The 20680-nt window shown below is 36.1% G+C and carries 20 protein-coding genes; 11 read left to right on the top strand and 9 right to left on the bottom strand.

Going from position 1 to position 20680, the window contains the following annotated elements:
- The first annotated feature begins 101 nt into the window (after window positions 1–101).
- A complete protein-coding gene (locus RYK16_RS07575; RefSeq protein ID WP_314851648.1) occupies window positions 102–1136 on the top strand; it encodes an LD-carboxypeptidase in 1035 nt (344 codons plus the stop codon).
- Between the two features lie 62 nt (window positions 1137–1198).
- On the opposite strand, the gene RYK16_RS07570 is transcribed toward RYK16_RS07575, so the two are convergent.
- The 7 genes from RYK16_RS07570 to RYK16_RS07540 all read right to left on the bottom strand — a co-directional run bounded on the left by RYK16_RS07570 (window position 1199) and on the right by RYK16_RS07540 (window position 10183).
- Window positions 1199–2833 (bottom strand): ABC transporter ATP-binding protein, encoded by a 1635-nt coding sequence (locus RYK16_RS07570; RefSeq protein WP_314851647.1) that lies wholly within the window; start codon window positions 2831–2833, stop codon window positions 1199–1201.
- An 11-nt stretch (window positions 2834–2844) separates the two neighbouring features.
- Window positions 2845–4668, bottom strand: a complete 1824-nt coding sequence (locus RYK16_RS07565; protein ID WP_314851646.1) for an iron ABC transporter permease — start codon at window positions 4666–4668, stop codon at window positions 2845–2847.
- Between the two features lie 70 nt (window positions 4669–4738).
- Window positions 4739–6100 (bottom strand): hypothetical protein, encoded by a 1362-nt coding sequence (locus tag RYK16_RS07560; protein WP_314851645.1) that lies wholly within the window; start codon window positions 6098–6100, stop codon window positions 4739–4741.
- A 97-nt stretch (window positions 6101–6197) separates the two neighbouring features.
- Window positions 6198–6923 (bottom strand): response regulator, encoded by a 726-nt coding sequence (locus RYK16_RS07555; RefSeq protein ID WP_314851644.1) that lies wholly within the window; start codon window positions 6921–6923, stop codon window positions 6198–6200.
- Complete coding sequence (locus tag RYK16_RS07550; protein WP_314851643.1) at window positions 6911–8605, bottom strand: sensor histidine kinase; 1695 nt, start codon at window positions 8603–8605, stop codon at window positions 6911–6913. Before RYK16_RS07550 ends, RYK16_RS07555 begins: the two co-directional genes overlap by 13 nt.
- Complete coding sequence (locus tag RYK16_RS07545) at window positions 8575–9567, bottom strand: ABC transporter substrate-binding protein (RefSeq protein WP_314851642.1); 993 nt, start codon at window positions 9565–9567, stop codon at window positions 8575–8577. Before RYK16_RS07545 ends, RYK16_RS07550 begins: the two co-directional genes overlap by 31 nt.
- On the bottom strand, window positions 9554–10183 hold the full coding sequence (locus RYK16_RS07540; protein ID WP_314851641.1) for a histidine phosphatase family protein: 630 nt from the start codon (window positions 10181–10183) through the stop codon (window positions 9554–9556). Before RYK16_RS07540 ends, RYK16_RS07545 begins: the two co-directional genes overlap by 14 nt.
- A 154-nt stretch (window positions 10184–10337) precedes the next feature.
- Between RYK16_RS07540 and RYK16_RS07535 the strand changes: the two genes are divergently transcribed.
- From RYK16_RS07535 to RYK16_RS07520, 4 genes are all read left to right on the top strand, one after another.
- Window positions 10338–11777, top strand: a complete 1440-nt coding sequence (locus RYK16_RS07535) for a [FeFe] hydrogenase, group A (protein WP_314851640.1) — start codon at window positions 10338–10340, stop codon at window positions 11775–11777.
- Between the two features lie 74 nt (window positions 11778–11851).
- Window positions 11852–12367: a hypothetical protein gene (locus RYK16_RS07530; protein WP_314851639.1), complete on the top strand. Its 516-nt coding sequence runs from the start codon at window positions 11852–11854 to the stop codon at window positions 12365–12367.
- Window positions 12368–12450: 83 nt separating this feature from the next.
- Window positions 12451–13131: a hypothetical protein gene (locus tag RYK16_RS07525; protein ID WP_314851637.1), complete on the top strand. Its 681-nt coding sequence runs from the start codon at window positions 12451–12453 to the stop codon at window positions 13129–13131.
- On the top strand, window positions 13128–14051 hold the full coding sequence (locus RYK16_RS07520; protein WP_314851636.1) for a PaaI family thioesterase: 924 nt from the start codon (window positions 13128–13130) through the stop codon (window positions 14049–14051). The genes RYK16_RS07525 and RYK16_RS07520 overlap by 4 nt, the downstream gene beginning before the upstream one ends.
- Before the next feature lie 172 nt (window positions 14052–14223).
- On the opposite strand, the gene RYK16_RS07515 is transcribed toward RYK16_RS07520, so the two are convergent.
- On the bottom strand, window positions 14224–14601 hold the full coding sequence (locus RYK16_RS07515) for a metal-dependent transcriptional regulator (protein WP_314851635.1): 378 nt from the start codon (window positions 14599–14601) through the stop codon (window positions 14224–14226).
- 96 nt (window positions 14602–14697) lie between these two features.
- Between RYK16_RS07515 and RYK16_RS07510 the strand changes: the two genes are divergently transcribed.
- The 4 genes from RYK16_RS07510 to RYK16_RS07495 are packed head-to-tail and all read left to right on the top strand — an operon-like array spanning window position 14698 to window position 17923.
- Entirely contained in the window at window positions 14698–15273 is a 576-nt protein-coding gene (locus tag RYK16_RS07510; RefSeq protein ID WP_314851634.1) for a DUF3783 domain-containing protein, read from the top strand.
- A complete protein-coding gene (locus tag RYK16_RS07505; RefSeq protein ID WP_314851633.1) occupies window positions 15266–16201 on the top strand; it encodes a carbohydrate kinase family protein in 936 nt (311 codons plus the stop codon). The genes RYK16_RS07510 and RYK16_RS07505 overlap by 8 nt, the downstream gene beginning before the upstream one ends.
- Window positions 16198–17103 carry a pseudouridine-5'-phosphate glycosidase gene (locus RYK16_RS07500; protein WP_314112803.1) on the top strand — a complete coding sequence of 302 codons (906 nt, stop codon included), beginning with the start codon at window positions 16198–16200 and terminating at the stop codon, window positions 17101–17103. Before RYK16_RS07505 ends, RYK16_RS07500 begins: the two co-directional genes overlap by 4 nt.
- A 4-nt stretch (window positions 17104–17107) precedes the next feature.
- Window positions 17108–17923, top strand: a complete 816-nt coding sequence (locus tag RYK16_RS07495) for an AAC(3) family N-acetyltransferase (RefSeq protein WP_314851632.1) — start codon at window positions 17108–17110, stop codon at window positions 17921–17923.
- Here RYK16_RS07495 and RYK16_RS07490 read toward each other — a convergent pair.
- The gene (locus RYK16_RS07490; protein ID WP_314851631.1) at window positions 17920–18375 is read right to left on the bottom strand and encodes a GAF domain-containing protein; all 456 of its coding nucleotides are present in this window, start codon (window positions 18373–18375) and stop codon (window positions 17920–17922) included. The genes RYK16_RS07495 and RYK16_RS07490 overlap by 4 nt on opposite strands.
- 186 nt (window positions 18376–18561) lie before the next feature.
- Here RYK16_RS07490 and mgtE point away from each other — a divergent pair, with 186 nt between their 5' ends.
- Together mgtE and RYK16_RS07480 are read left to right on the top strand one after the other, a co-directional pair.
- A complete protein-coding gene (gene mgtE, locus RYK16_RS07485; protein ID WP_314851629.1) occupies window positions 18562–19893 on the top strand; it encodes a magnesium transporter in 1332 nt (443 codons plus the stop codon).
- Window positions 19894–20026: 133 nt separating this feature from the next.
- On the top strand, window positions 20027–20575 hold the full coding sequence (locus tag RYK16_RS07480; RefSeq protein ID WP_314851628.1) for a DUF402 domain-containing protein: 549 nt from the start codon (window positions 20027–20029) through the stop codon (window positions 20573–20575).
- Window positions 20576–20680 lie beyond the last annotated feature (105 nt).

Raw genomic sequence — 20680 nt, 5'->3', positions numbered from 1 at the left:
CGTGCCCACAAAAGTTTATAGCCTATCCCCAACCCCATGAGATTTTAAAGTGCCTTTTTCTTATGTACTATAATGCATTAAACTGCTGTGAGGTGATATGAATGGTAAAGGTTAAAAAAATAGGAATTGTCAGTTTATCTAGTGGAATTCTAGGGGAAGATTTTGTACAGCATGAAGTAAAACTAGGGTTACAACGTCTAGAGAAACTAGGTGTTCAAGTGGAATTTATGGAACATGCATGCAAAGGATTGAAATATATCTCTGAACACCCAGAGGATAGAACAAGTGATTTGTTAAATGCATTTCAAGATGATTCAATTGATATAATACTTTGTGCAATTGGTGGTGATGATACATATCGTTTACTACCGTATCTTTTTGAGCATGATGAGTTAAAAAATGCTGTAAAAGAAAAGATATTTCTTGGATTTTCTGATACAACCTTTAATCACTTAATGCTACATAAAGTAGGTCTCAATACATTTTATGGACAAGCATTTCTTCCGGATGTATGTGAATTGGATGAGGAGATGTTGTCATACACTGAGAAGTATTTCTTGGAATTATTAGAAACTGGGACAATCCAGGAAATAACACCAAGTGATGTATGGTACCAAGAACGTAGTGATTATAGTACAGAAGCTGTCGGCACAAAACGCATCATGCATGCAAATCAAGGATTTGAATTATTACAAGGTAGTGGAGTATTCCAGGGAAAGATATTAGGTGGATGTATCGATAGTTTATATGATATTTTTGATACAACAAGACATAGTGATTCTGTTGAACTATGTAGAAAATATGATCTCTTTCCTGATTTAAATGATTGGAAGGGAAAGATATTATTATTGGAATCTAGCGAAGAACAACCAACTCCTGAAAAGTATCGACACATGATAGAGGCATTAAAGAATACAGGTATCTTTGACGTCATCAATGGTATTCTTGTTGGAAAGCCAATGGATGAAATGTATACTAAGGAATATCAGGAAATTTTGATCGATGTTGTAAATAATCCGAACTTACCAATTGTCTGGAACCTGAATGTAGGACATGCAACACCACGTGCCATTGTTCCATTTGGTGTTATGGCAAGAGTTGATGTTGAAAAACAGAAGATAAGTTTTAAGTACTGAATGTAAGAAGTTCAGTACTTTTTTAAAAGAAAAGAAGGCCATTTTCTGACCTTCGATTACGTTTATTGAATTGTTACTGAACCAGAAGCAATGAGTTTTCCTGATTTTCTATCATATAGAAGAATGTCATATGGTAGAACTGTGATATGAACCTGGTCACCAATGACAAATGATTGATTACCAAAGATGACAGATGTAAGAAGATAGTTATTGATGTTAAGCTTTAAAGTTGACTCCATACCAGTAGGCATAGAGCCATCAACTGCTGCATCTAACTTACCATTTACATCGACTGTAATCTTTTCAGGACGTATACCTAAGATGAAGTCCTCATTTGTAATGATTACATCATCATCGCTGATATAGTCCTCATTAACTTTTTGGATATGATATTTGAATACTTCATCTTTATTCTCTTTTTCAACCTTAGTGCTAGATTTTTCATCAAGATCATTAGAATGTTTTTCTGCATCACGGTGTTCAAACCATTCCTGCAAGTTGAAATTGTGTTCTGGTGTAAAGACTGCTTTCTTATTGTCTAATACTGTGAATGAAAATGTTCCATCTTGGTTCTGTTTGCCTTTTGCCTCCAAGAAGTTGATAGATGGATTACCAACGAAGTCAGCACAGAATAGGTTGTTTGGCTTGTTGTAGAGTGATAATGGATAATCATACTGCTGTAGTAAACCATTATTCATTAAGCAGATCTTTGTTGAAAGTGTCATTGCTTCCATTTGGTCGTGTGTAACGTATACAAATGTTGAGCCTGTTTCTACATGTAATCTCTGTAGTTCATAACGCATTTCTAAACGTAACTTTGCATCAAGGTTAGATAATGGTTCATCCATAAATAGAACTTGTGGTTCAGGTGCAAGAGTACGAGCAATCGCAACACGCTGTTGTTGTCCACCAGAAAGTTCAGCAGGATAGCGATCCATAAACATACCAATCTTTACGATTCTTGCTACACGATTTACAGATAAATCGATTTCTTCATTGCTTAATCGACGAATAGTTGTTTTCACTTTACCATTTTCTAGAACTTCAAATTTCTCATTTACAGTTTCATTCTTAGCTTGATGTGTTGCAATTAATTTATTCTTTTTCTCTTCAAATTGCTGAATATACTTTTTAGTATCTTGCTCGATGGCGTTTGATGAATGTAAGTTGAACTTGAAAATCTTTTCAGCTGTATATTTGGAAATTGTATAGGTATTGATCAGTTTTAGAAGAAGACGTTTCTTGTCAATTTTGCCTGTCTTCTCTTTACATTCTTCAAAGATTTGTGTGAGTTTATTTGTATTTTGTAATGAACGAATTACATCACTAGTTGTTTTTAATTCAATATCCATTACTGGAAGCTCTTCTTTGATATTTTTTAATCCAAAGGAGATGTTGTCATAAACCGTCATATTTGGCCATAGCGCATAGTTTTGGAATAAGAAACCAACTTTACGCTTGTTTGGTGGAATATTGATTCCTTGATCGGAGTCATATACAATTTGGTCACCAATTTTAATTTGTCCGCTTGTAGGTGTTTCTAAACCGGCAATCATACGTAGTGTTGTTGTTTTACCACAACCGGATGGTCCTAAGATTGTAATAAATGAATTGTTTTCGATATGTAAGTTGAGGTTATCTACAGCATAGAATTTACCCCAACGTTTTGTGATATTTGTTAGTTTGATTTCAGGCATATTTTTTCCTCCTAATTACCAATTCCTTCATCAAGGCTTGCACCAGTTAATTTATTTACAATCAAGTTTGAAAGCATGATTGTTACAATTAAGATCAGGTTGATTGCACTTGAGAAAGCATATAGTCCCATTTCATCAAAGTAATCTAATGTAGTTGATAAGATAAATCCTTGCGTACATAGTAATAAGAATAGTGATAACTCACGTAAGCAAGTCATGAATGGTAACATGAATCCACTGATGATCGAAGATTTTTGAATTGGGATGATAATGCGTGTCATTCGTTTGATCCAAGGAATATCTTGGATGATTGCGGCTTCTTCGATTTCTCCAGATAATTGCAACATAGAGTTTAATGCGTTACGACTTGCAAATGGAATGTATTTAATCACACCGACAATAACAAGTAACGTATACGTATTAAATAAATTGATATGTTTATTTGAGAATAGAATGAAGAAGGCTGCGCTAACTGCGATACTCGGCATTAAGTATGGAAGGAATGCCATACTATTTACGTAATTAGCCCATTTCGAGCGGCGTTTCTTTGAAACGGCATAACCAATTAAAGTACCGATGATACCTGCAATGAGTGCACAGGCGATTGAGACAAGGATAGTTCCTTTATATGCATCCCAAATTGTGCTGTTGAATAAAATACCACGTTGTCCATACATACCATTTTCAGTGATGTTTTCATTTGTAATCCACCATTTTGTTGTTAGATTGGCGAAGTTACCTGTATATAGGAAGGAGTAATCACCAGGATTTGGTAGGAATGTTTCAAAAGCAAATGAGATAATTGGGAAGATACTTGTAAAGAACGTAATGATAATAAAGATAAATGCAACTAAATGTTTACCGATCTTACCTAGGTTGATCTTAGATATTTGTCCAGATTTACCAGTCACAGTTGTATAGTTCTTTCTACTCTTTAGTGATGCTTGGTTGAGTGCGAGAATTGCCATACCAAAGATCATCATTAGAACTGCCAGAATAGACGCTTCACCAGTATATTTACTATTCAATGAAATATACTTGGTAGAAAGGGTAGTTAAATTTAAATAATGTGGAACTGGATAGGATCCCATTGCGCTACCAAATACGAGTAGGATTGTCGAAAGGATAGCAGGCTTAATCATTGGAATTGTGATACGCGTTAAAATTTTATGCCGAGGTGTATTTAGGATTGTTGCGGCTTCTTCTAGGTTTGCATCCATGTTCTTGAAGATACCACCAATCAAAATATATGCGAATGGTGCATAGTGTAATCCTAATACCATGGCACAAGGGAATAATCCTACACACCACCATAGTGGCATGTTGATGCCAAATAGTGAGGCAAGCAATCCGTTAGATGTACCAGTAATCGCATTTGAATTAAATAAATGTTGCCATACAACCGCTAATGTCCATTGCGGCATAATATATGGGAAGATAAATATAGAACTGAGGTACTTTCTGCACTTCATATTTGTTCTTGTCACCAGGAAAGCAAATACACCACCGAATAGGATTGAAATTATGCATGTAAGGATGGCAAGTGCTAAAGTATTACCCATCGGTGTCCAAAGATTTGTCTTCGCCAAATTACTTGTGAATAAATCAATGTAATTGATGAGAGTTAATCCTGATGTTTGCCCAGTTAAATGCTGATCAATTGTACCTGGGTGAATCTCAAATGTATCACGGATGATTGCTACAATTGGTGAGATTGTTGCAATCGTACATAAGATACCAAAGATGAGTAGAATCACATTAAATGGTTGCGTGAAATAGGTTTTAATCTTATTAAAGAAAATCGCGTTGCGTTTTTTCGAAATTGTTGTATCCAAGGTGTGTCTCCTTTCAAAAAAATGGAAGGCACCCAACTACCACGTAGGGTGCCTCATGATAACTGTGTGTTTATTTAGAAGTATTACCGTTAAATTTGTCTAGTGTTTCAATCCAAGAACCAACAGTGAATGCTACTGAAGCACAGTATTCAGGATCTTCTAATACGAGATGGCCTTTTGTTGTCCACCAATCATATCCACGGTCATCCTTAGATGGGAACGTATCTACACCATCAACATATCCACCTTGAGCATGATTGAATGTCTTTTCTGTTGCTGTCATAACATCTGGATTTGAGGAGTAACCACCCATATCTTTGCCCCAAGCACTGAAGCCTTTTTCTGTACATGTCATGTATGCGATAAATGCAGCAGCTGTCCATGGAAGTGGGCTATTCTTTGTTAAGAATAGGTAATGGCAATATCCAAATCCACCAATTCCTTGATATCCATCTTCATATGCAGCAACCTTAATGTTATTTACAGATGTTTCTGAAGATTCTTCAATTGAACGTAACTTAGAGTAAACCAATAATCCACATTGATCAGTTGCAGATGCGGAAGTTAAAGTCGTACAAATTGGCCCGTCATCTGTTTGTGCATTATATCCATTTACCCAAAGCTTGATCCAAGCTAAAGCATATTTACCATTTTCACCTAAGTTAAAGCTTTCAGCATCTTTCGCAACTTCATCAATTGTTGGTTGGAATTCCGCTTTTGCATCAGCTGGTAGCTTATCGAAGGCATCCTTTAATTCACTTGCATACTTATCTTCTGTCAACATATACAAGAAATTCTTGCCGACGATTTCTGAGTCGATATCCATGAATAATGGATGTGTATCCTTACGTACGAAATCCCAGCAGTTTGTGAATTTCTTGGAGCCTGTTGAATTGTACATAAATACTTTATTTAGTGTTTGTAATGGTAGGAAGCCTTTGTAGTCACTAGCTTTTATGCCATTTGCATCTGCCCATTCCTTTGGAATGAATGTTTTTAGGATACCGGTTTGATTCATCTTTGATTCAATCTGGTTACCATCCTGAATCAAAGTCATTGCGAATGTTCCTTGATCCTTTAAAGAGTCAGCTTGTAACTGCTCGAAAATCTTATTGTTCTTTGGCTGTTGCCATTCGAAATCTAATTTGTAACTAGGATCGATTGTCTGTAAGTATTCGATGAATAATGGCAGTGCGGACTTACCGCGGCTAGAGTTACCTAAGCCAAAGAATGTCTTGCCGTTTGATTCTTCGATTGCTTTCTTTCCAAGCTCTTCGAGTGACATTGTCTGTGCTTCTGCGATAATTTTGTCTATTTCAGACTGATTGGCTGTATCGTTTGTGGAAGAGGTGTTAGTTCCTTTTCCTCCGCATCCAACCAATGATGCGGCCAGTACTACAGAAAGTACTGATGATAAAAAACGCTTACTCATTATTTTCCCTCCTGATGAATAAATCTATTCATATTATAAGAGAGAATGTAAGCGCTTTAAATTCTAGAAAAATGATATTTTTTTTAAATTTCTGATATTAGAGATTTTGATTTTGATATTCGCTAGGTGTTAGTCCATAACGCTTTTTAAAAAGGGAAGAGAAGTAAGCGACAGATGTATAACCAGTTTGTTCAGCAGCTTCGCTGATTCTATAGTTATTCTTACAAAGTAGTTTCTTAGCATTCTCTAATCGTATACTTGTAATATATCCAGCAAGGGTATAGTTTGTTTCCTTATGGAATAATCGTGAGATATGTCCTTCGCTGATTTCTAAATAAGTTGCTATATCATAGATGGATAAATTAGGGTTAGCATAATTTTGTTCGATGTATTCAATTGCTTTTTTTACATAACGATTTGTGTCGTTGATTGCTTGTGGAGTTTTTGTCTTAGTAAGTTTAGGGATAATCTTTTGTACGCTTGTTTCGATGGTTCCATCTTCGAATGGTTTTAAGATGTAGTCAGCAGCGTATAATCGTAATGCATCACGAGCATAGTCAAACTCACTATACGCTGTTAGAAAAATGATTTGAACATCGCTGCCTTGATTACGTAATCGCTGTAACATTTCTATACCATTACAAAGTGGCATGTTAATGTCTGAGATGATTAAGTCAGGTAATGTTTCTTGATATTTTTCGAGTGCTTGAAGACCATCTTTGGCAACTGCGCAAACTGTAAAATCAAGTGAATTCCAATTGATATCATGAACCATTCCTTCTCTAGCAAATAGTTCATCATCAACAATCATTACTTTGTACATGGCTCCTCCTTATATGGCAGTGTTATCTGTATTAAAGTTCCGCCTTCTTCTAGACGCTGTGCGTGAAGACCTGAATTTACACCAAAGTGTAAACGTAATATAGAATCAACATTATACATACCGATATGACCATCAATTTGATTCCATTGATGCGTGTTAATTAGATGCATCATTTCGTCATTAATACCGATGCCATTATCTTTTACAGATAAGATGATTGCGTCATTTTGTTTGCATGCATATACTTGGATGACGCCAGTCTCTTTCATACGTAAACCATGAATAATTGCATTCTCTACTAAGGGTTGAATAATCAGCTTAGGAATCTTATAGGATAATAGCTCCTTTGGACAATCGAATAGGAATTGATATTTTCCTTGGAAGCGAATATTTTGAATTTCTCCATAATCGGAACAAATCTGAAACTCTTCTTCGATTGTTATGAACTGTTCTTTCACGATAGAAGTTCTTAATATGCGTGCAAGTTTTTGTGAAAGCTGAGAAATTGGTTCAACTTTAGCACCTTTTGCCATCCACTTGATTGTATCTAATGTGTTATATAGAAAGTGCGGGTTAAGCTGTGCTTGCATCATCGCGATTTGGATATCGGCTAATTGTCTTTGTGTTTCTATCTTTTGTTCTAAGAAGTTAGAAAGCTCTTCTGTCATAATATTGAAATTTTGAGATAATACTCCGAATTCATCATTGCGTACTACAGGAATTGATGTATCTAGCTTTCCTTCTTGTACTTGCTTCATTGCTTGATTCATCTGGTTGATTGGCTGTGTAAAAGAGGTCGTAGTTTTTTGCGCAACAACAATACATACGATAAAACTAAGAGCAGCGAGTAAGCCAACCATCAGATACATCCGATTCATCGTAGATGTACTAAGTACTTTAGGGTGAATAATAATTTGTTTAAAACCTGTACTACCTATATTTTGAATTGTGATGTAATAATCATTAAAGTAATCATCATACTTTGAACCTGATATCCATGCATAATGTAATTTATCAAAAACACCAGAAGTCGATAAGATAGAATTTATATAAACAGGTTCATTCTCTTCACTGATAATTCCAAACCCTTCATCATTCGATAGTTGATTACTAAATAGATATGTGAAATCTTGATTGTCGATAGAAGCGACAATATAACCAATTGTTCTATTATTATGTTTTATTTTTGTTGCGATATTTAAAACGATTTGATTGTCTTCGCTATCAACTTGCTTAATGATGTCTTTAGATGGATTGTCTAATGCATGTAAGATTCCCCAGTAAGTAGGTCGACTTGCAAGCTCGCATGTTGCATACATACAATTACCGTTCTGATCGTAAATTGAGAATGTTGCGTAATTTCGATAAGGGTTGGTTAACTGATAAAGCGTATTATATATGGATTCACTATCTGATGAACTTAGAAATTCTTGGTGTGATGATAATGTAGAAAGAGTTTTATCAATTCCATCTAAAAATGATTGAAAGCTTGTACTAATTTCTTTTGTCTCTTTTTTTACAGTAGTTTCATATGTATTAAATGTCATAGCTTGAAACAAGAAAATTAAACAAAAGCCACATAGTACAATTGGTACAACCGAAATCGCAATGAAGTGATTGAGTAGGCGAATACGAACAGACTGACTTTTCTCTATTTGTTTATTTTTGTAGAAATGTCCCATAATTGTAGTATTTCCTCCTGCCTAAATTTTGACCATGGTACAAGATTTTGGTAATCTGCGAGATCAGTTAGTGCCGTGAGTTGATTAATATCTTGTCTTACGCTACGTCGGTACATTGTGGATGATAGGAATTGTTGTGCATCTTTACTGATTGTAAAATCAATAAATTTCTGTGCGTTATCTTTATTCTTTGCATTTTTTACAAGAAAACTACCATCGGATATAACGAAGAGGTAATCAGGATAAACCATTGTAATGTTTGAATCTGTTAACATTGCCTTTTTTGCGGTTTCTTCTAAGGTAATTCCAATCAATCGTGTTCCTGTACTTACTTCACGGATGACTTCTCCACTACCGCTGGCAATATGACCATCTAACTGTTGATAAAATTTATCAATGTATGTAGGGTCATTCAATGTCATGAACGCATTTAAGATAGAGATGCTCGTACCTGAAGTGTGTGGATCAGCAAATGATATTTTCCCTTTCCAAGATCCATCACAAAAATTAGACCATTTTTGTGGAGCTCGTTGGCTATTAACTAACTTATTATTGTAGATAAAGACAAGCGGTAGCTGGGAGAAGAGGGTGTAGTTATCATGTTGTTCTAAATATCGAAAATCAAGAGAGGAGCTTTCACTAGCCACATAAGGTTCAATATAGTCCTGATAGTATGTATAGTTTTGAACGTCGCCACCAAACATGACATCTGCATCTTCTCCATTTTTTATTTTTTCGAGCATTTCTGTAGTGCCACCAGCTTGTACTTCAACACTGATACCTGTTCGTAATTCAAATTCCTTGATAATTGGTGCGTATACTTCGGGCTTATGACTTGTAAAGACAATGAGTCTATTTGCTGGTGGAATCGGATTTGCGTCATGTTTTGTAAAATGCGTACAACCGGACAATAGAGATAGTGATAGAATGCATGCAAGTATTTTTGAATTAATCGTTAGCATGTCGATTCATATACTCCGCTTGGTTTAGTGGACCCTCGACTAGTGAGAAGTTTCCATCTTCATCCTTAAAAACAGCAATTCCACCATTTCCAATTAAGCATTCACGATGAAGAAGCTCATCTGGAATATTCTCTTTCATAAGACTAAATAATAAATGTCTAAAGTATGCTCCATGAGAAACAAGAAGAACTTTATCTTGATCGTGACTCAGTTTGCGTAACTCACTAAAAGCATTTTGAATACGCTGCTGAATCATTGTTGGATTCTCACCACCTAAATCATCAAAAAGATCATTTGAAAAACGATATTGATATTCTGGGTCACTTTCATTTTTAATATTTCCATCCCATGATCCATAACTAAATTCACGTAATGAGTCAAAGATTTTTGCATGCATGTGATGAGGCTCTAGGATTAGTTTTGCGGTTTGAATTGTTCTTGGTAAAGGGGATGTATATGCAGAATTAAAAAACTGGTTTCTTAACGCTTCCGTTGTTTGCAAAATCTGTTCTATTCCTTTGGAAGTTAATGGAGAGTCTGTTATACCTTGCATGCGATTTTCCAAATTAAATATGGTCTCTCCATGACGAACATAATAGTAGTAAATTGTCTTCATAATGAACTCCTAATTTTAAGTTCATTATAGACTGAATTTATTAAAATGTTAAACTACAAAAGCTGTATAGCATGGGATGAATTACTGTGCTTAGAATTGTTTTTTTCGCTAAATAATGGTAAATTCAAATTAGTGGATAGAGGAGAAAAGAACCATGAGTAAGTATCAGTTTTTAGATAAGAGAGTGCCTATTGCTGACGACAATATTTCTATTGTCCAAGATTTATCAAAATGTAAGAATTGTACATTGTGCAGACGTGCTTGTTCCATCGATGCCGGTGTATTCGACTACTATGACTTGACTACAAACGGAGATGTCCCAATCTGTACAAACTGTGGTCAGTGTGTAGTATCATGCCCATTTGATAGTTTAAATGAACGTTCAGAATTAGATGGTGTCAGAGCTGCAATTGAAGATCCTGAAAAGATTGTTGTATTCCAGACAGCACCTGCAGTACGTGTTGGCCTTGGTGAAGAATTCGGTATGCCTGCCGGAACTTTCGTACAAGGTAAGATGATCACAGCTTTACGTAAGCTTGGTGGAGACTACGTACTTGATACAAACTTTGGAGCTGATATGACAATTATGGAAGAAGCTTCTGAGTTAATTGAAAGAGTAATCAATGGTAATGGAGAATTACCTCAATATACAAGCTGCTGCCCAGCTTGGGTTAAGTTTGCGGAAACATTCTACCCAGAATTAATTCCACATCTTTCAACTGCGAAGAGTCCAATCGCTATGCAAGCCGCAACGGAGAAGACTTACTTTGCAAAGAAGAACAACATTGATCCAAAGAAGATTGTTTCTGTATGTGTAACACCATGTACAGCTAAGAAAGCGGAAATTCGTCGCCCAGAAATGAATTCATCTGCTGACTATTGGAATGAAGAAGCTATGCGCGATTCAGACTACTGTATTACAGTACGTGAACTTGCACGTTGGATTCGCGAAGCAGAATTAGATTTTGCCAATCTTGAAGATGGTAAGTTTGATCCATTTATGGGTGAAGCTTCCGGTGGTGGAATTATCTTCGCCAATACTGGTGGTGTAATGGAATCCGCGATGCGTTCTGCGTATAAGTTTGTGACTAAGGATAATGTACCTGCTAACTTAATTCGTTTTGATGCAATTCGTGGTTTTGAAAATAGCCGTGAAGCAGATGTTCAAATCGGTGATAAGGTATTACACGTTGCCGCAATTCACGGTACAGGTAACTTCCGTAAGTTCTATGAACATATGAAGGAAACAGGAACACATTACGACTTTATCGAAGTAATGGCATGTCCTGGTGGATGTATCGGTGGAGGAGGAATGCCACGTCATAAGCTTCCTCAAGTGAAGGCTGCTAAGGAATCACGTATTGCGTCCTTGTATGAAAGAGATAACCTCAAGCCAATCAAGGCTCCACAGGATAACCCTGAAATCCAAGTATTATATAACGAGTTCTATGATGCTCCACTCAGTGAAAAGGCTCATCATATGTTACATACAGAAGGATTTATCGATCGTTCTGCTGATTTAGGACCTAATGGTGCTTGTACACCTGAAACATGTCCAACTTCAGTTGCGAACTTGAAAAAAGCACAACAATAAGTGATAAAATAAAGATGGAATTTCAAGATGAAGTTTCATCTTTTAAATTTACACATGCATGATAGGAGGTTATGATGGATAAGATTAGAAAAGTACGAATCGTTACAGTCCTTACAACAGTATTTTCATTTATTATGTTAGGTATTGGTGCTGTGATGGGTAGTATTTCTGCTTATATCTTTATTCAAATGAATCAAGTGCCATCCTTCGATACGATAGGAATGGATTCAAATGGGAAGTTAAATATGTCACCATTTACGAATATATCTAGTACACCAATGTTTAATTTAGTTTGTGTTGTATTAATTGGTGTAGGAATTGGCATTGTCATCATCAACATTATCCCCTGCATCACTGGAATTCAAACCTATAATATGATTAAGTATGATGGTATTTCTGAACATGAATGCATGGAACTATCACGTAGAGATGGATTCTTCAAATTTATGGCTACGATTGTTCCGATTATTATACTGGTCGCACTATATTTCATAGTGCGTATTTGGTATTTCTATTTCTTTATTGCGTATTGTATACTCGTAATACCAATGTTGCTGGCTTTATACCAGATTTACTTATGTAGAGAATAGACTTGATAGAGTGTTACATTCTTTCTGAACAAGAGGAGATTGTAACACTTTTTTAATATCCAAAAACTCTGTAAAATAGAGATATGAAAACAATCCGTTATCAAAACAGAAACTATGCGATACTAGGTGATTTGAAAGCTAGTACATTTTTAATGTATTTGGTTGATGAATCAAATCCTGAGGATTATGAGCAGATATATCAAAAGATTTCTAATGAATTTCAATTGTGTATGATTGCGGTATTCATTCATGATTGGCAAGGGGAGTTGTCCCCATGGGTGGCTCCTGCAATTTTTGGAAAACATGATTTTGCAGGAAATGCATCACTGTTATTATCAGAGTTAGAAAGTTTTTGGATGTGGTTTGAAAAAGATAACCAAATAGAAACAAACCAACTATATCTTTGTGGATATTCTTTGGCAGGTTTATTTAGCTTATGGGCATCTAGTCAAACAAATCTTTTTAAGAAGATTGCGGCCGTTTCTCCATCAGTTTGGTATTTAAACTTTGTAGAGTATATGCAACAAAACCCAATTCAAACAAGAGAAGTCTATATGAGCTTAGGTGATAAAGAAGCCAATGCAAAAAATAAAGTTATGGCTACAGTCAAAGATTGTTTTGATGCAGTGATACAAATCTTACAAAAACAAGATATTGCACTAACATACGAATATAATCCTGGTAATCACTTTCAAGATGTTGAACTCCGAATGACGAAAGGAATCCAACAACTATTACTTGGAAGAATAGAGGAGAAACCATGACAGAACTTTTATATTTAGGAGACTTGAGTTGTCGCATTATATCAAATCAAAATACGGTTTTATATATCAATCCTGATAAGGGAAAAGACTATAGTCGTAAAGCAGATATTATCTTGCAGACAACTGCAACAAATAAATCACTCGTACAATTACATATCACTACTGATCATACAAGAATAATCAATCGAGATTTACTTGCGGTAGGGGATACGTTTAATCATCAGGATATGCAGATTGAAAGAATTGGTGATGATGTATATCGTATTTCTGTGGATGAAAAAAAGATACTTGTCAGTGGTAAACAAGAAATCATCGTTGATGGTAAAGATGATTATGCGCTTGTGCCTATTTTACAAACGCAGATTTCTGAGGAGAAAATGACTGCTTTGGCAAAACAAATCATTCCAGTTCATACATCAGAAGTTGCATTATTTGATTATCGTGTTGCGATTGCACTGCAGGTCGAAAATAAGTTAATGATAGAACCGGCAATGATAATTGATTTACAAAAAGAAAATCATCGAAATTTAAAGGAATTAGAGAACCAACTATACCCGTTGTTATTAGATGCAGCGGAGAAATTTCACATGACGATGATTTGTATGAACGATGGTTATGCAATGGCACAGATGTTAGTTACGAAAAAAGATATCAATCCTCTTGGTCTTGTGTATGGTGGTATCAGCTATAACTTTGCAGATATCGTTGCAGGTTGTACCTTCTATTCAGCAGGTGGATATGGTCCAACCGTTTCTGCGAACTATGATTATCTTCGCTCAACAGCAGATACTGAAAGCTTGGTTGCAATTGCGAAAGATATCAAGCGAGGAAAGCATATTCATTTCATTGAAGTAGAAATTTATAACGATATGGCAAAACTAGTTGCGAAGGGTGGATTTACCTATTTCGTACAAAAATAAAAAAACACAAAATTTGGGATTGAATTTTTGATTGCAAGCGCTTAAAATATGGTTTCAAACCTACGATGCCGGATAAAAGAAAATATGATACCGGTTCAATCAAATACAAAAATTGTCCCGGTAAGATACTGGGACTTTTTATAGGACAAAAAGAAAAATCCGAATAATCGGATTATTCAAAATGATCAGGAAATTTTTCTTTAATTTTCTCGAATGTCTCATCACTAAGGTCGTGTTCGATCTTGTGCGCATCTCTTGCGGCAGTTTCTTCGTCAACACCAATACTGATGAAGAACTGAGTTAATACACGATTTCTTTCCCAAATACGCTCAGCGATTTTCTTTCCAGGAGCGAGTAATTTGAGAGAACCGTCCTTTTCCATGGAGATATATCCATTCTCGCGCAACTTCTTCATTGCAACACTTACGCTTGCTTTGGAGAAACCAGTTTCTTCAGCAACGTCAATGGAATGTACTATTCCTTTACGCTGTTGAATCACTAGTATAGCTTCTAAATAGTCTTCAGCGGATTCATAAATAGGCATAGCCATGTGCATGGTCCCCCTTTCAATAAGTATATTCTAAATGGAATTGTTATAAAATAAAAGAGCAATGCATTATTTGCATAAATAACACGGAGGTAGTTAGTGAAAAAAGTAATATTTTATGGAATATCAGCATCTGCAGCACAAATTTATGCAGATATATTAGAGCAGATGGGCATCGAAATGATGATTATCGGAGATGATGTTCTCAGCAAAAGATTCAAGCAGGTTTTAAATATGCAGGAATCTACTTCAGAGGTACATGAGAAATATGATAGTTCTTATCTTTTGATGGATGGATTATCAAAAGAAGAAATCATGATTATGAGTGAATCCTTTGAAGGGGCAGATATGCCATTTGGTGGCATCATGGTGAGTGCAACACAAACAAACCGTGAGTGGACTTTAGAAATGATTTTTGAGGAAGCAAAACAAGAAGCGAAAATCATGGAACAGATGTACAAACTACAGATGATGATTGAGTCTACAAACGGTATGGATTTAAACCAATTAGAACCAAACCATGCGGCTATCCTTAAGCGAGCATTAATGGATTCTTATTTGATGTTAATGAGAGAAGAGTACACTTATGAGCAGATTTCAGCACAAGTTCGTATTCTAGAGGAAGCTCTAAAAGGGACAGAACATCTCAATCGAAAGGAGAGTAATCATGGGTAGTATTTGTGTCATTGGTGGTGCGAACATTGATATCGTTGGCTCAAGTATCGATCCATTACAAAATTATGATTCTAATCCTGGTGAGATTTCTATAGCCTATGGAGGAGTAGGAAGAAACATCGCGCAGATTTGTGCACTACTTGGTGAGAATATCAAGTTTGTGACTTGTTTCTCAGGGGATAGTTATGGTCAAGCAATGAAAGAAGACTGTAAGAGACTGGGAATGGATGTGTCCATGTCATCGACCGTAGAAGATTTGCCAAGTTCGATGTACATTGCGTTATTAGATAATAACCGTGATATGAAACTTGGTATGAGTGATATGAGAATTTTACGTCGTATGGATTCAGAAATGTTACAACCAATCTTAGAAACATTGCATGAAGATGATATCATTATCATAGATTCCAACTTAGATATGGAAAGCATTGAATATATCGCGACACATGCGAAAGCTAGGATTGCGGCAGACCCAGTCAGTGCACATAAAGCAGCCCGATTAAAGTCTGTTTTAAGTCACCTAGATATCTTTAAGCCAAATCAGTTTGAAGCTTCTGAGTTAACAGGAATTTGGATTAAAGATGAAGAAACAGCAAGAGAGAGTTTGGATTGGTTCATCGAGCATGGTGTAAAAGAAGTCATTATTTCAATGGCGGATCGAGGTATCTTGCTAGGAACACCAGAACATAAGACTTGGTTTACACATCGTCAAATTAATATGGAGAATGCGACTGGTGGAGGAGATTCCTTATTAGGAGCATATGTCGCAAGTCGTCTTGCAGGCAAAGATTCAGTAGAATCAATGAGATTTGGTATTAGTGCGGCTGTTATCAGCATTGAACAAGATGCAGTAAGAAGACGCAATTTAAATACAGAAGAAGTAAATGCAAAAATTTCAGATATGAAGATAGAGGAGAAAACATTATGAAAGTAAGAACAAATGAAGAAGTAGCAAAGGCACTAGCAGAACACAAGCCAGTTATCGCGTTGGAATCCACAATTATTTCACATGGAATGCCATATCCGCAGAACGTTGAAACAGCGTTAAAGGTTGAAGCAATTATTCGTGAACATGGTGGTGTACCTGCAACAGTAGGTATCATCGATGGTGAACCAGTTGTTGGTATGACACCAGAAGAAATCGAAGAATTCGGTAAGCGTGGCTTAAGCATTCCTAAGGTTTCTCGTAGAGATATTCCAGTTATCTTAGCAAATAAGAGTTGGGGTGCTTCCACAGTTGCGACAACAATGATTTTAGCAGCAAAGGCTGGCGTTGAGTTCTTTGTGACTGGTGGTATTGGTGGTGTTCACCGTGGTGCAGAAACTACATTTGATATCTCCGCTGACTTAGAAGAATTAGGAAATACAAACGTTACAGTTATTTGTGCAGGCGCTAAGGCTATCTTAGACTTGCCAAAGACATTAGAAATTCTTGAAACAAAGGGTGTTCCGGTATTAGGTTTCCAAACAGATGAACTTCCTGCATTCTATACACGTAAATCAGGATTGAAGGTTGATCATAAGGTTGAAAGTTATGCTGAAGCAGCAGACATCATCCGTGCTAAGAGAGAATTTTGTTTAGATGGTGGTGTATTATTAACAAATCCAATCCCTGAAGAATATTCAATGGATGCAGATGCAATCAATGCAGTTATTGATACGGCTGTTAAAGAAATGGATGAATTAGGAATCAAAGGAAAAGAATGCACACCATTCTTACTTGCTAAGATTGCAGAAATCACAGGTGGTAAGTCCCTCGAATCTAATATTCAATTAGTATTCAATAACGCAGTTGTTGGTACAGAAGTAGCGAAGGAATACTTTAAGTAAGCTTATGACAGAGATGAAACAGACAGTATCTGATCCAGTAACGAAGGAAAGTTTTATTAAAGCGCTCAAAAGTCTGGGCATTACTGGCAATCAGATTTTGGAAGTACATACACAGATGTCTAGTTTCGGATATGTAATTGGTGGTGCTCGAACAATCGTAGATGGTTTAATGGAATTGTGCGAAAATGGTGGAACGATTCTTATGCCAGCACAAACAGTTGATAACAGTGAGCCAAGTGATTGGGAGAACCCGGCGGTTGTACCGACACTCTACAAAGAAATTCGTGAAGCAATCCCAGCACACGATACAAAGATAAGTGATGTACATTACATGGGATCAGTTGTTGAAAACTTTAGACTACGCGAAGGTGTGATTACTTCCTCGCATCCAACATTCTCTTACTCTGCATGGGGAAGATATGCAAGATTGTTGTGCAATCATCAATCAACACACTTCCCACTCGCTGATGAATCTCCAACCGCAAGACTCTATGAGTTAAAAGGCTATGTACTTTTAATTGGTTGTGATTTTGATTCGGCAACATGCATGCATTTAGCTGAGTACCGTTCTGATTGCCGACCAATTGGCATTCAGGGTGCAAAGGTAAAGACAGCAGAAGGAGATGTGTGGAGAAAGTATCTCGACTTACAGTTAGATAGCGATATCTTCTTGAAAGTTGGACAGATAATGCGAAAGAAAAACATGGTTAGAGAAACCATGTTAGGTGGTTGTAAGATTACGCTTTTCTCAGCTGCAAGTGCAATTGATGAAGCAATGCGTTATTTTGATAAAACCATGGTATACGATTTATATCGTTAAATCCAATGATGCTGTAGGTATGCTTGTGCAATGTCATAAGCAGCCTGCAGCATTTCATTTTCTTCCTTTTCGGTAAAACGATTTGTGGTAGGTGCGTCAATATCAATTTCACCAACACACTCACCATTAACAATAATAGGAACACAAAGTTCACTACGACTAGCACAATCACAAGCGATGTGTCCAGGGAAGGCTAATACATCATCAATGCACTGCACACTTTTATCACGATAACATTTACCACACACTCCCTTATCAAAAGGAATTCGGGTGCAGGCAGGTTTTCCTTGGAAAGGTCCAAGAACCAATTGACCATCTTTAACAAAATAGAATCCAACCCAGTTAATATTTTCATAAGTCATTTGAATGCACGCACTTACATTGGAAAGAGCCGCAATCTTATCGCTTTCTTCTAGAAAAGCACATATTTGTTCATTTAGTAATGTTTTCATAAAAAAATCATAGCACAGGGTTGATTAAAATGAACATGGACTTATAATGAAACAAGAGGAGGGCTATATCTATGGATGATATATCTGGTGAGTGTCACACGGATGTAAAAAAGAATAAATGATATAGCCATGAAGGTCCTTTTTTATGATGGCTGTATCAGCCAATCATGAGGGAGGATTTTTATTATGGACAAGAAATTAGTTTTAGAATGGATACAAAACAACAATTTAAAAGAATTACACGAATATTTAAAGAAGCAGAACGTCGTTGATATTGCGGAGTTTTTGAAAGAATTAGATGATAGTACACTAGCAATCTTCTTTAGAATTTTAGAGAAAGAGGAAGCGGCAAACGTATTTTCTTATTTAGAAAATGATGAGCGTAATCGTTTAATTAAGACGTTTAACAACACTGAAATTGTAAATATGATTAATGAACTATACTCGGATGACGCGATTGATTTCCTTTCGGATATGCCAGCGAATCTGGTTACTCAACTTTTAGATAAAGTTGATGATGAGGTTAGACAAGATATCAATCACTTATTAAAGTATAAGGATGATACTGCAGGAAGTATCATGACAGTCGAATTCATTGAATTCACAAAAGAAATGTCAGTTGCGGATGCGTTAGCTAAAATCAAGCGTGTCGGTATTGATAGTGAGACGGTGTATACCTGCTATGTAGTAGAAAACCGTAAGCTAATTGGTATTGTCAGTGCAAAGAGTTTGATGTTAAGTGATTCAGATGTACTTATCAAGGACATCATGAAGACAGAATTCATCTATGCATATACAAGTGATGATAAAGAAGACATTGCTAAGAAGATGAGAAAGTACGGCTTGATTGCCTTGCCAGTATTGGATGTTGAAGACTGTATTGTTGGTATCGTGACTTTCGACGATGCGATTGATGTCTTAACAGAAGAGACAACAGAAGATATGCAGAAGATGGCTGCGATTGTTGCAAATGATAAGCCATACTTAACAACTTCTGTATGGGAGCATGCACGTAGCAGAATTGTTTGGCTATTAATCTTGATGTTCTCGGCAACATTAACAGGTAGTATTATCTCTAACTATGAACATGCTTTTGAGGTAATGCCAGTACTGGTATCCTTTATTCCTATGTTAATGGATACAGGCGGAAACTGTGGATCCCAGAGTTCGACTTTGATTATCCGCGGTTTAGCGATTGATGAAATTAAGTTCAGTGATTTCTTCAAAGTTGTATTCAAGGAATTTAGAATCTCTATTGTTGTAGGTATCATGCTGGGTATTGCAAACGGGATTAGAATTGTGTTGTTAAATCATGATGTATATCTAGCATTTGTTGTTTCGGCTTCAATTGTTGTTACTGTTATGATTTCTAAGTTTGTTGGGTGTGTATTACCAATTATTGCAAAGAAGTTCAAGATGGACCCAGCAATTATGGCTGCCCCACTCATTACTACAATTGTTGATACACTGGCAATTATGGTGTACTTCTCAATCGCATCACAAATTTTCAACTTATAAAAAGAGTTTGGACCTTCATTATGAAGGTCTTTTCTATTAAATGCCTATATAAATAGGGGCGTTATAATTGAATTACTCGCTTGCGAAATATGAAATCAGTTGTAGAATGAATAACAGACGACAGGAGATTTTCATGCATCCAACAGTAGGTTCATCGGTACATATACAAAGTTTTAAACATGATGGAAGTTTACATCGCACATGGTGTAAAGGTTTTGTTCTTGAAGCAGATGAGGATAGAATCGTTGCGGTTACAGACCATGCATGGGTGATTGAAGCGGATAATCGTAAGTGGTTAACACGTGAACCAGCTGTTTGTTTCTTCTATAGAAAGAAATGGTATAACGTCATCTCCATGATTCGTCATAGTGGTATCTACTATTATTGTAATTTGGCATCTCCAACAATTTATGATGGGGAAGCAATCAAGAATATTGATTATGATTTGGATGTCAAACTTTATCCAGATCGTACATATCAAGTTCTTGACGAAAATGAATATTTTGAACATGCGAAGAAAATGAACTATCCAGATGATGTAATGGATATCGTTGAAGCACAATTAGAAAAGTTAATTACCGAAATGGAACAAGAGAAAGAGCCATTCAATAAAGAGTGTATTGATAAGTATTATCAACTTTATTTGAAAATGAGCTCGCATCAAAATGTAGAGAAAGAATAAGGCTGGAATTAGCAGCAACAAACTTTCTCAAAATTTTTCTCAAAAAAGTAATAAAAAACATTGACATCGAAATAGATACTTGGTATATTAATACAGCACTCTTCG

Source organism: uncultured Solobacterium sp., from assembly GCF_963550625.1.
Classification (GTDB): Bacteria; Bacillota_I; Bacilli_A; order Erysipelotrichales; family Erysipelotrichaceae; genus Bulleidia.
This window is presented reverse-complemented; position numbering and strand designations above follow the sequence as displayed.

What these genes read in the sequence shown, in the direction of transcription:
- RYK16_RS07575 (WP_314851648.1), top strand. Translation starts at nt 102, where the DNA reads ATGGTAAAGGTTAAAAAAATAGGAATTGTCAGTTTATCTAGTGGAATT.
- RYK16_RS07570 (WP_314851647.1), bottom strand. Translation starts at nt 2,833, where the DNA reads ATGCCTGAAATCAAACTAACAAATATCACAAAACGTTGGGGTAAATTC.
- RYK16_RS07560 (WP_314851645.1), bottom strand. Translation starts at nt 6,100, where the DNA reads ATGAGTAAGCGTTTTTTATCATCAGTACTTTCTGTAGTACTGGCCGCA.
- RYK16_RS07555 (WP_314851644.1), bottom strand. Translation starts at nt 6,923, where the DNA reads ATGTACAAAGTAATGATTGTTGATGATGAACTATTTGCTAGAGAAGGA.
- RYK16_RS07550 (WP_314851643.1), bottom strand. Translation starts at nt 8,605, where the DNA reads ATGGGACATTTCTACAAAAATAAACAAATAGAGAAAAGTCAGTCTGTT.
- RYK16_RS07545 (WP_314851642.1), bottom strand. Translation starts at nt 9,567, where the DNA reads ATGCTAACGATTAATTCAAAAATACTTGCATGCATTCTATCACTATCT.
- RYK16_RS07540 (WP_314851641.1), bottom strand. Translation starts at nt 10,183, where the DNA reads ATGAAGACAATTTACTACTATTATGTTCGTCATGGAGAGACCATATTT.
- RYK16_RS07535 (WP_314851640.1), top strand. Translation starts at nt 10,338, where the DNA reads ATGAGTAAGTATCAGTTTTTAGATAAGAGAGTGCCTATTGCTGACGAC.
- RYK16_RS07530 (WP_314851639.1), top strand. Translation starts at nt 11,852, where the DNA reads ATGGATAAGATTAGAAAAGTACGAATCGTTACAGTCCTTACAACAGTA.
- RYK16_RS07525 (WP_314851637.1), top strand. Translation starts at nt 12,451, where the DNA reads ATGAAAACAATCCGTTATCAAAACAGAAACTATGCGATACTAGGTGAT.
- RYK16_RS07520 (WP_314851636.1), top strand. Translation starts at nt 13,128, where the DNA reads ATGACAGAACTTTTATATTTAGGAGACTTGAGTTGTCGCATTATATCA.
- RYK16_RS07515 (WP_314851635.1), bottom strand. Translation starts at nt 14,601, where the DNA reads ATGGCTATGCCTATTTATGAATCCGCTGAAGACTATTTAGAAGCTATA.
- RYK16_RS07505 (WP_314851633.1), top strand. Translation starts at nt 15,266, where the DNA reads ATGGGTAGTATTTGTGTCATTGGTGGTGCGAACATTGATATCGTTGGC.
- RYK16_RS07500 (WP_314112803.1), top strand. Translation starts at nt 16,198, where the DNA reads ATGAAAGTAAGAACAAATGAAGAAGTAGCAAAGGCACTAGCAGAACAC.
- RYK16_RS07495 (WP_314851632.1), top strand. Translation starts at nt 17,108, where the DNA reads ATGACAGAGATGAAACAGACAGTATCTGATCCAGTAACGAAGGAAAGT.
- RYK16_RS07490 (WP_314851631.1), bottom strand. Translation starts at nt 18,375, where the DNA reads ATGAAAACATTACTAAATGAACAAATATGTGCTTTTCTAGAAGAAAGC.
- mgtE (WP_314851629.1), top strand. Translation starts at nt 18,562, where the DNA reads ATGGACAAGAAATTAGTTTTAGAATGGATACAAAACAACAATTTAAAA.
- RYK16_RS07480 (WP_314851628.1), top strand. Translation starts at nt 20,027, where the DNA reads ATGCATCCAACAGTAGGTTCATCGGTACATATACAAAGTTTTAAACAT.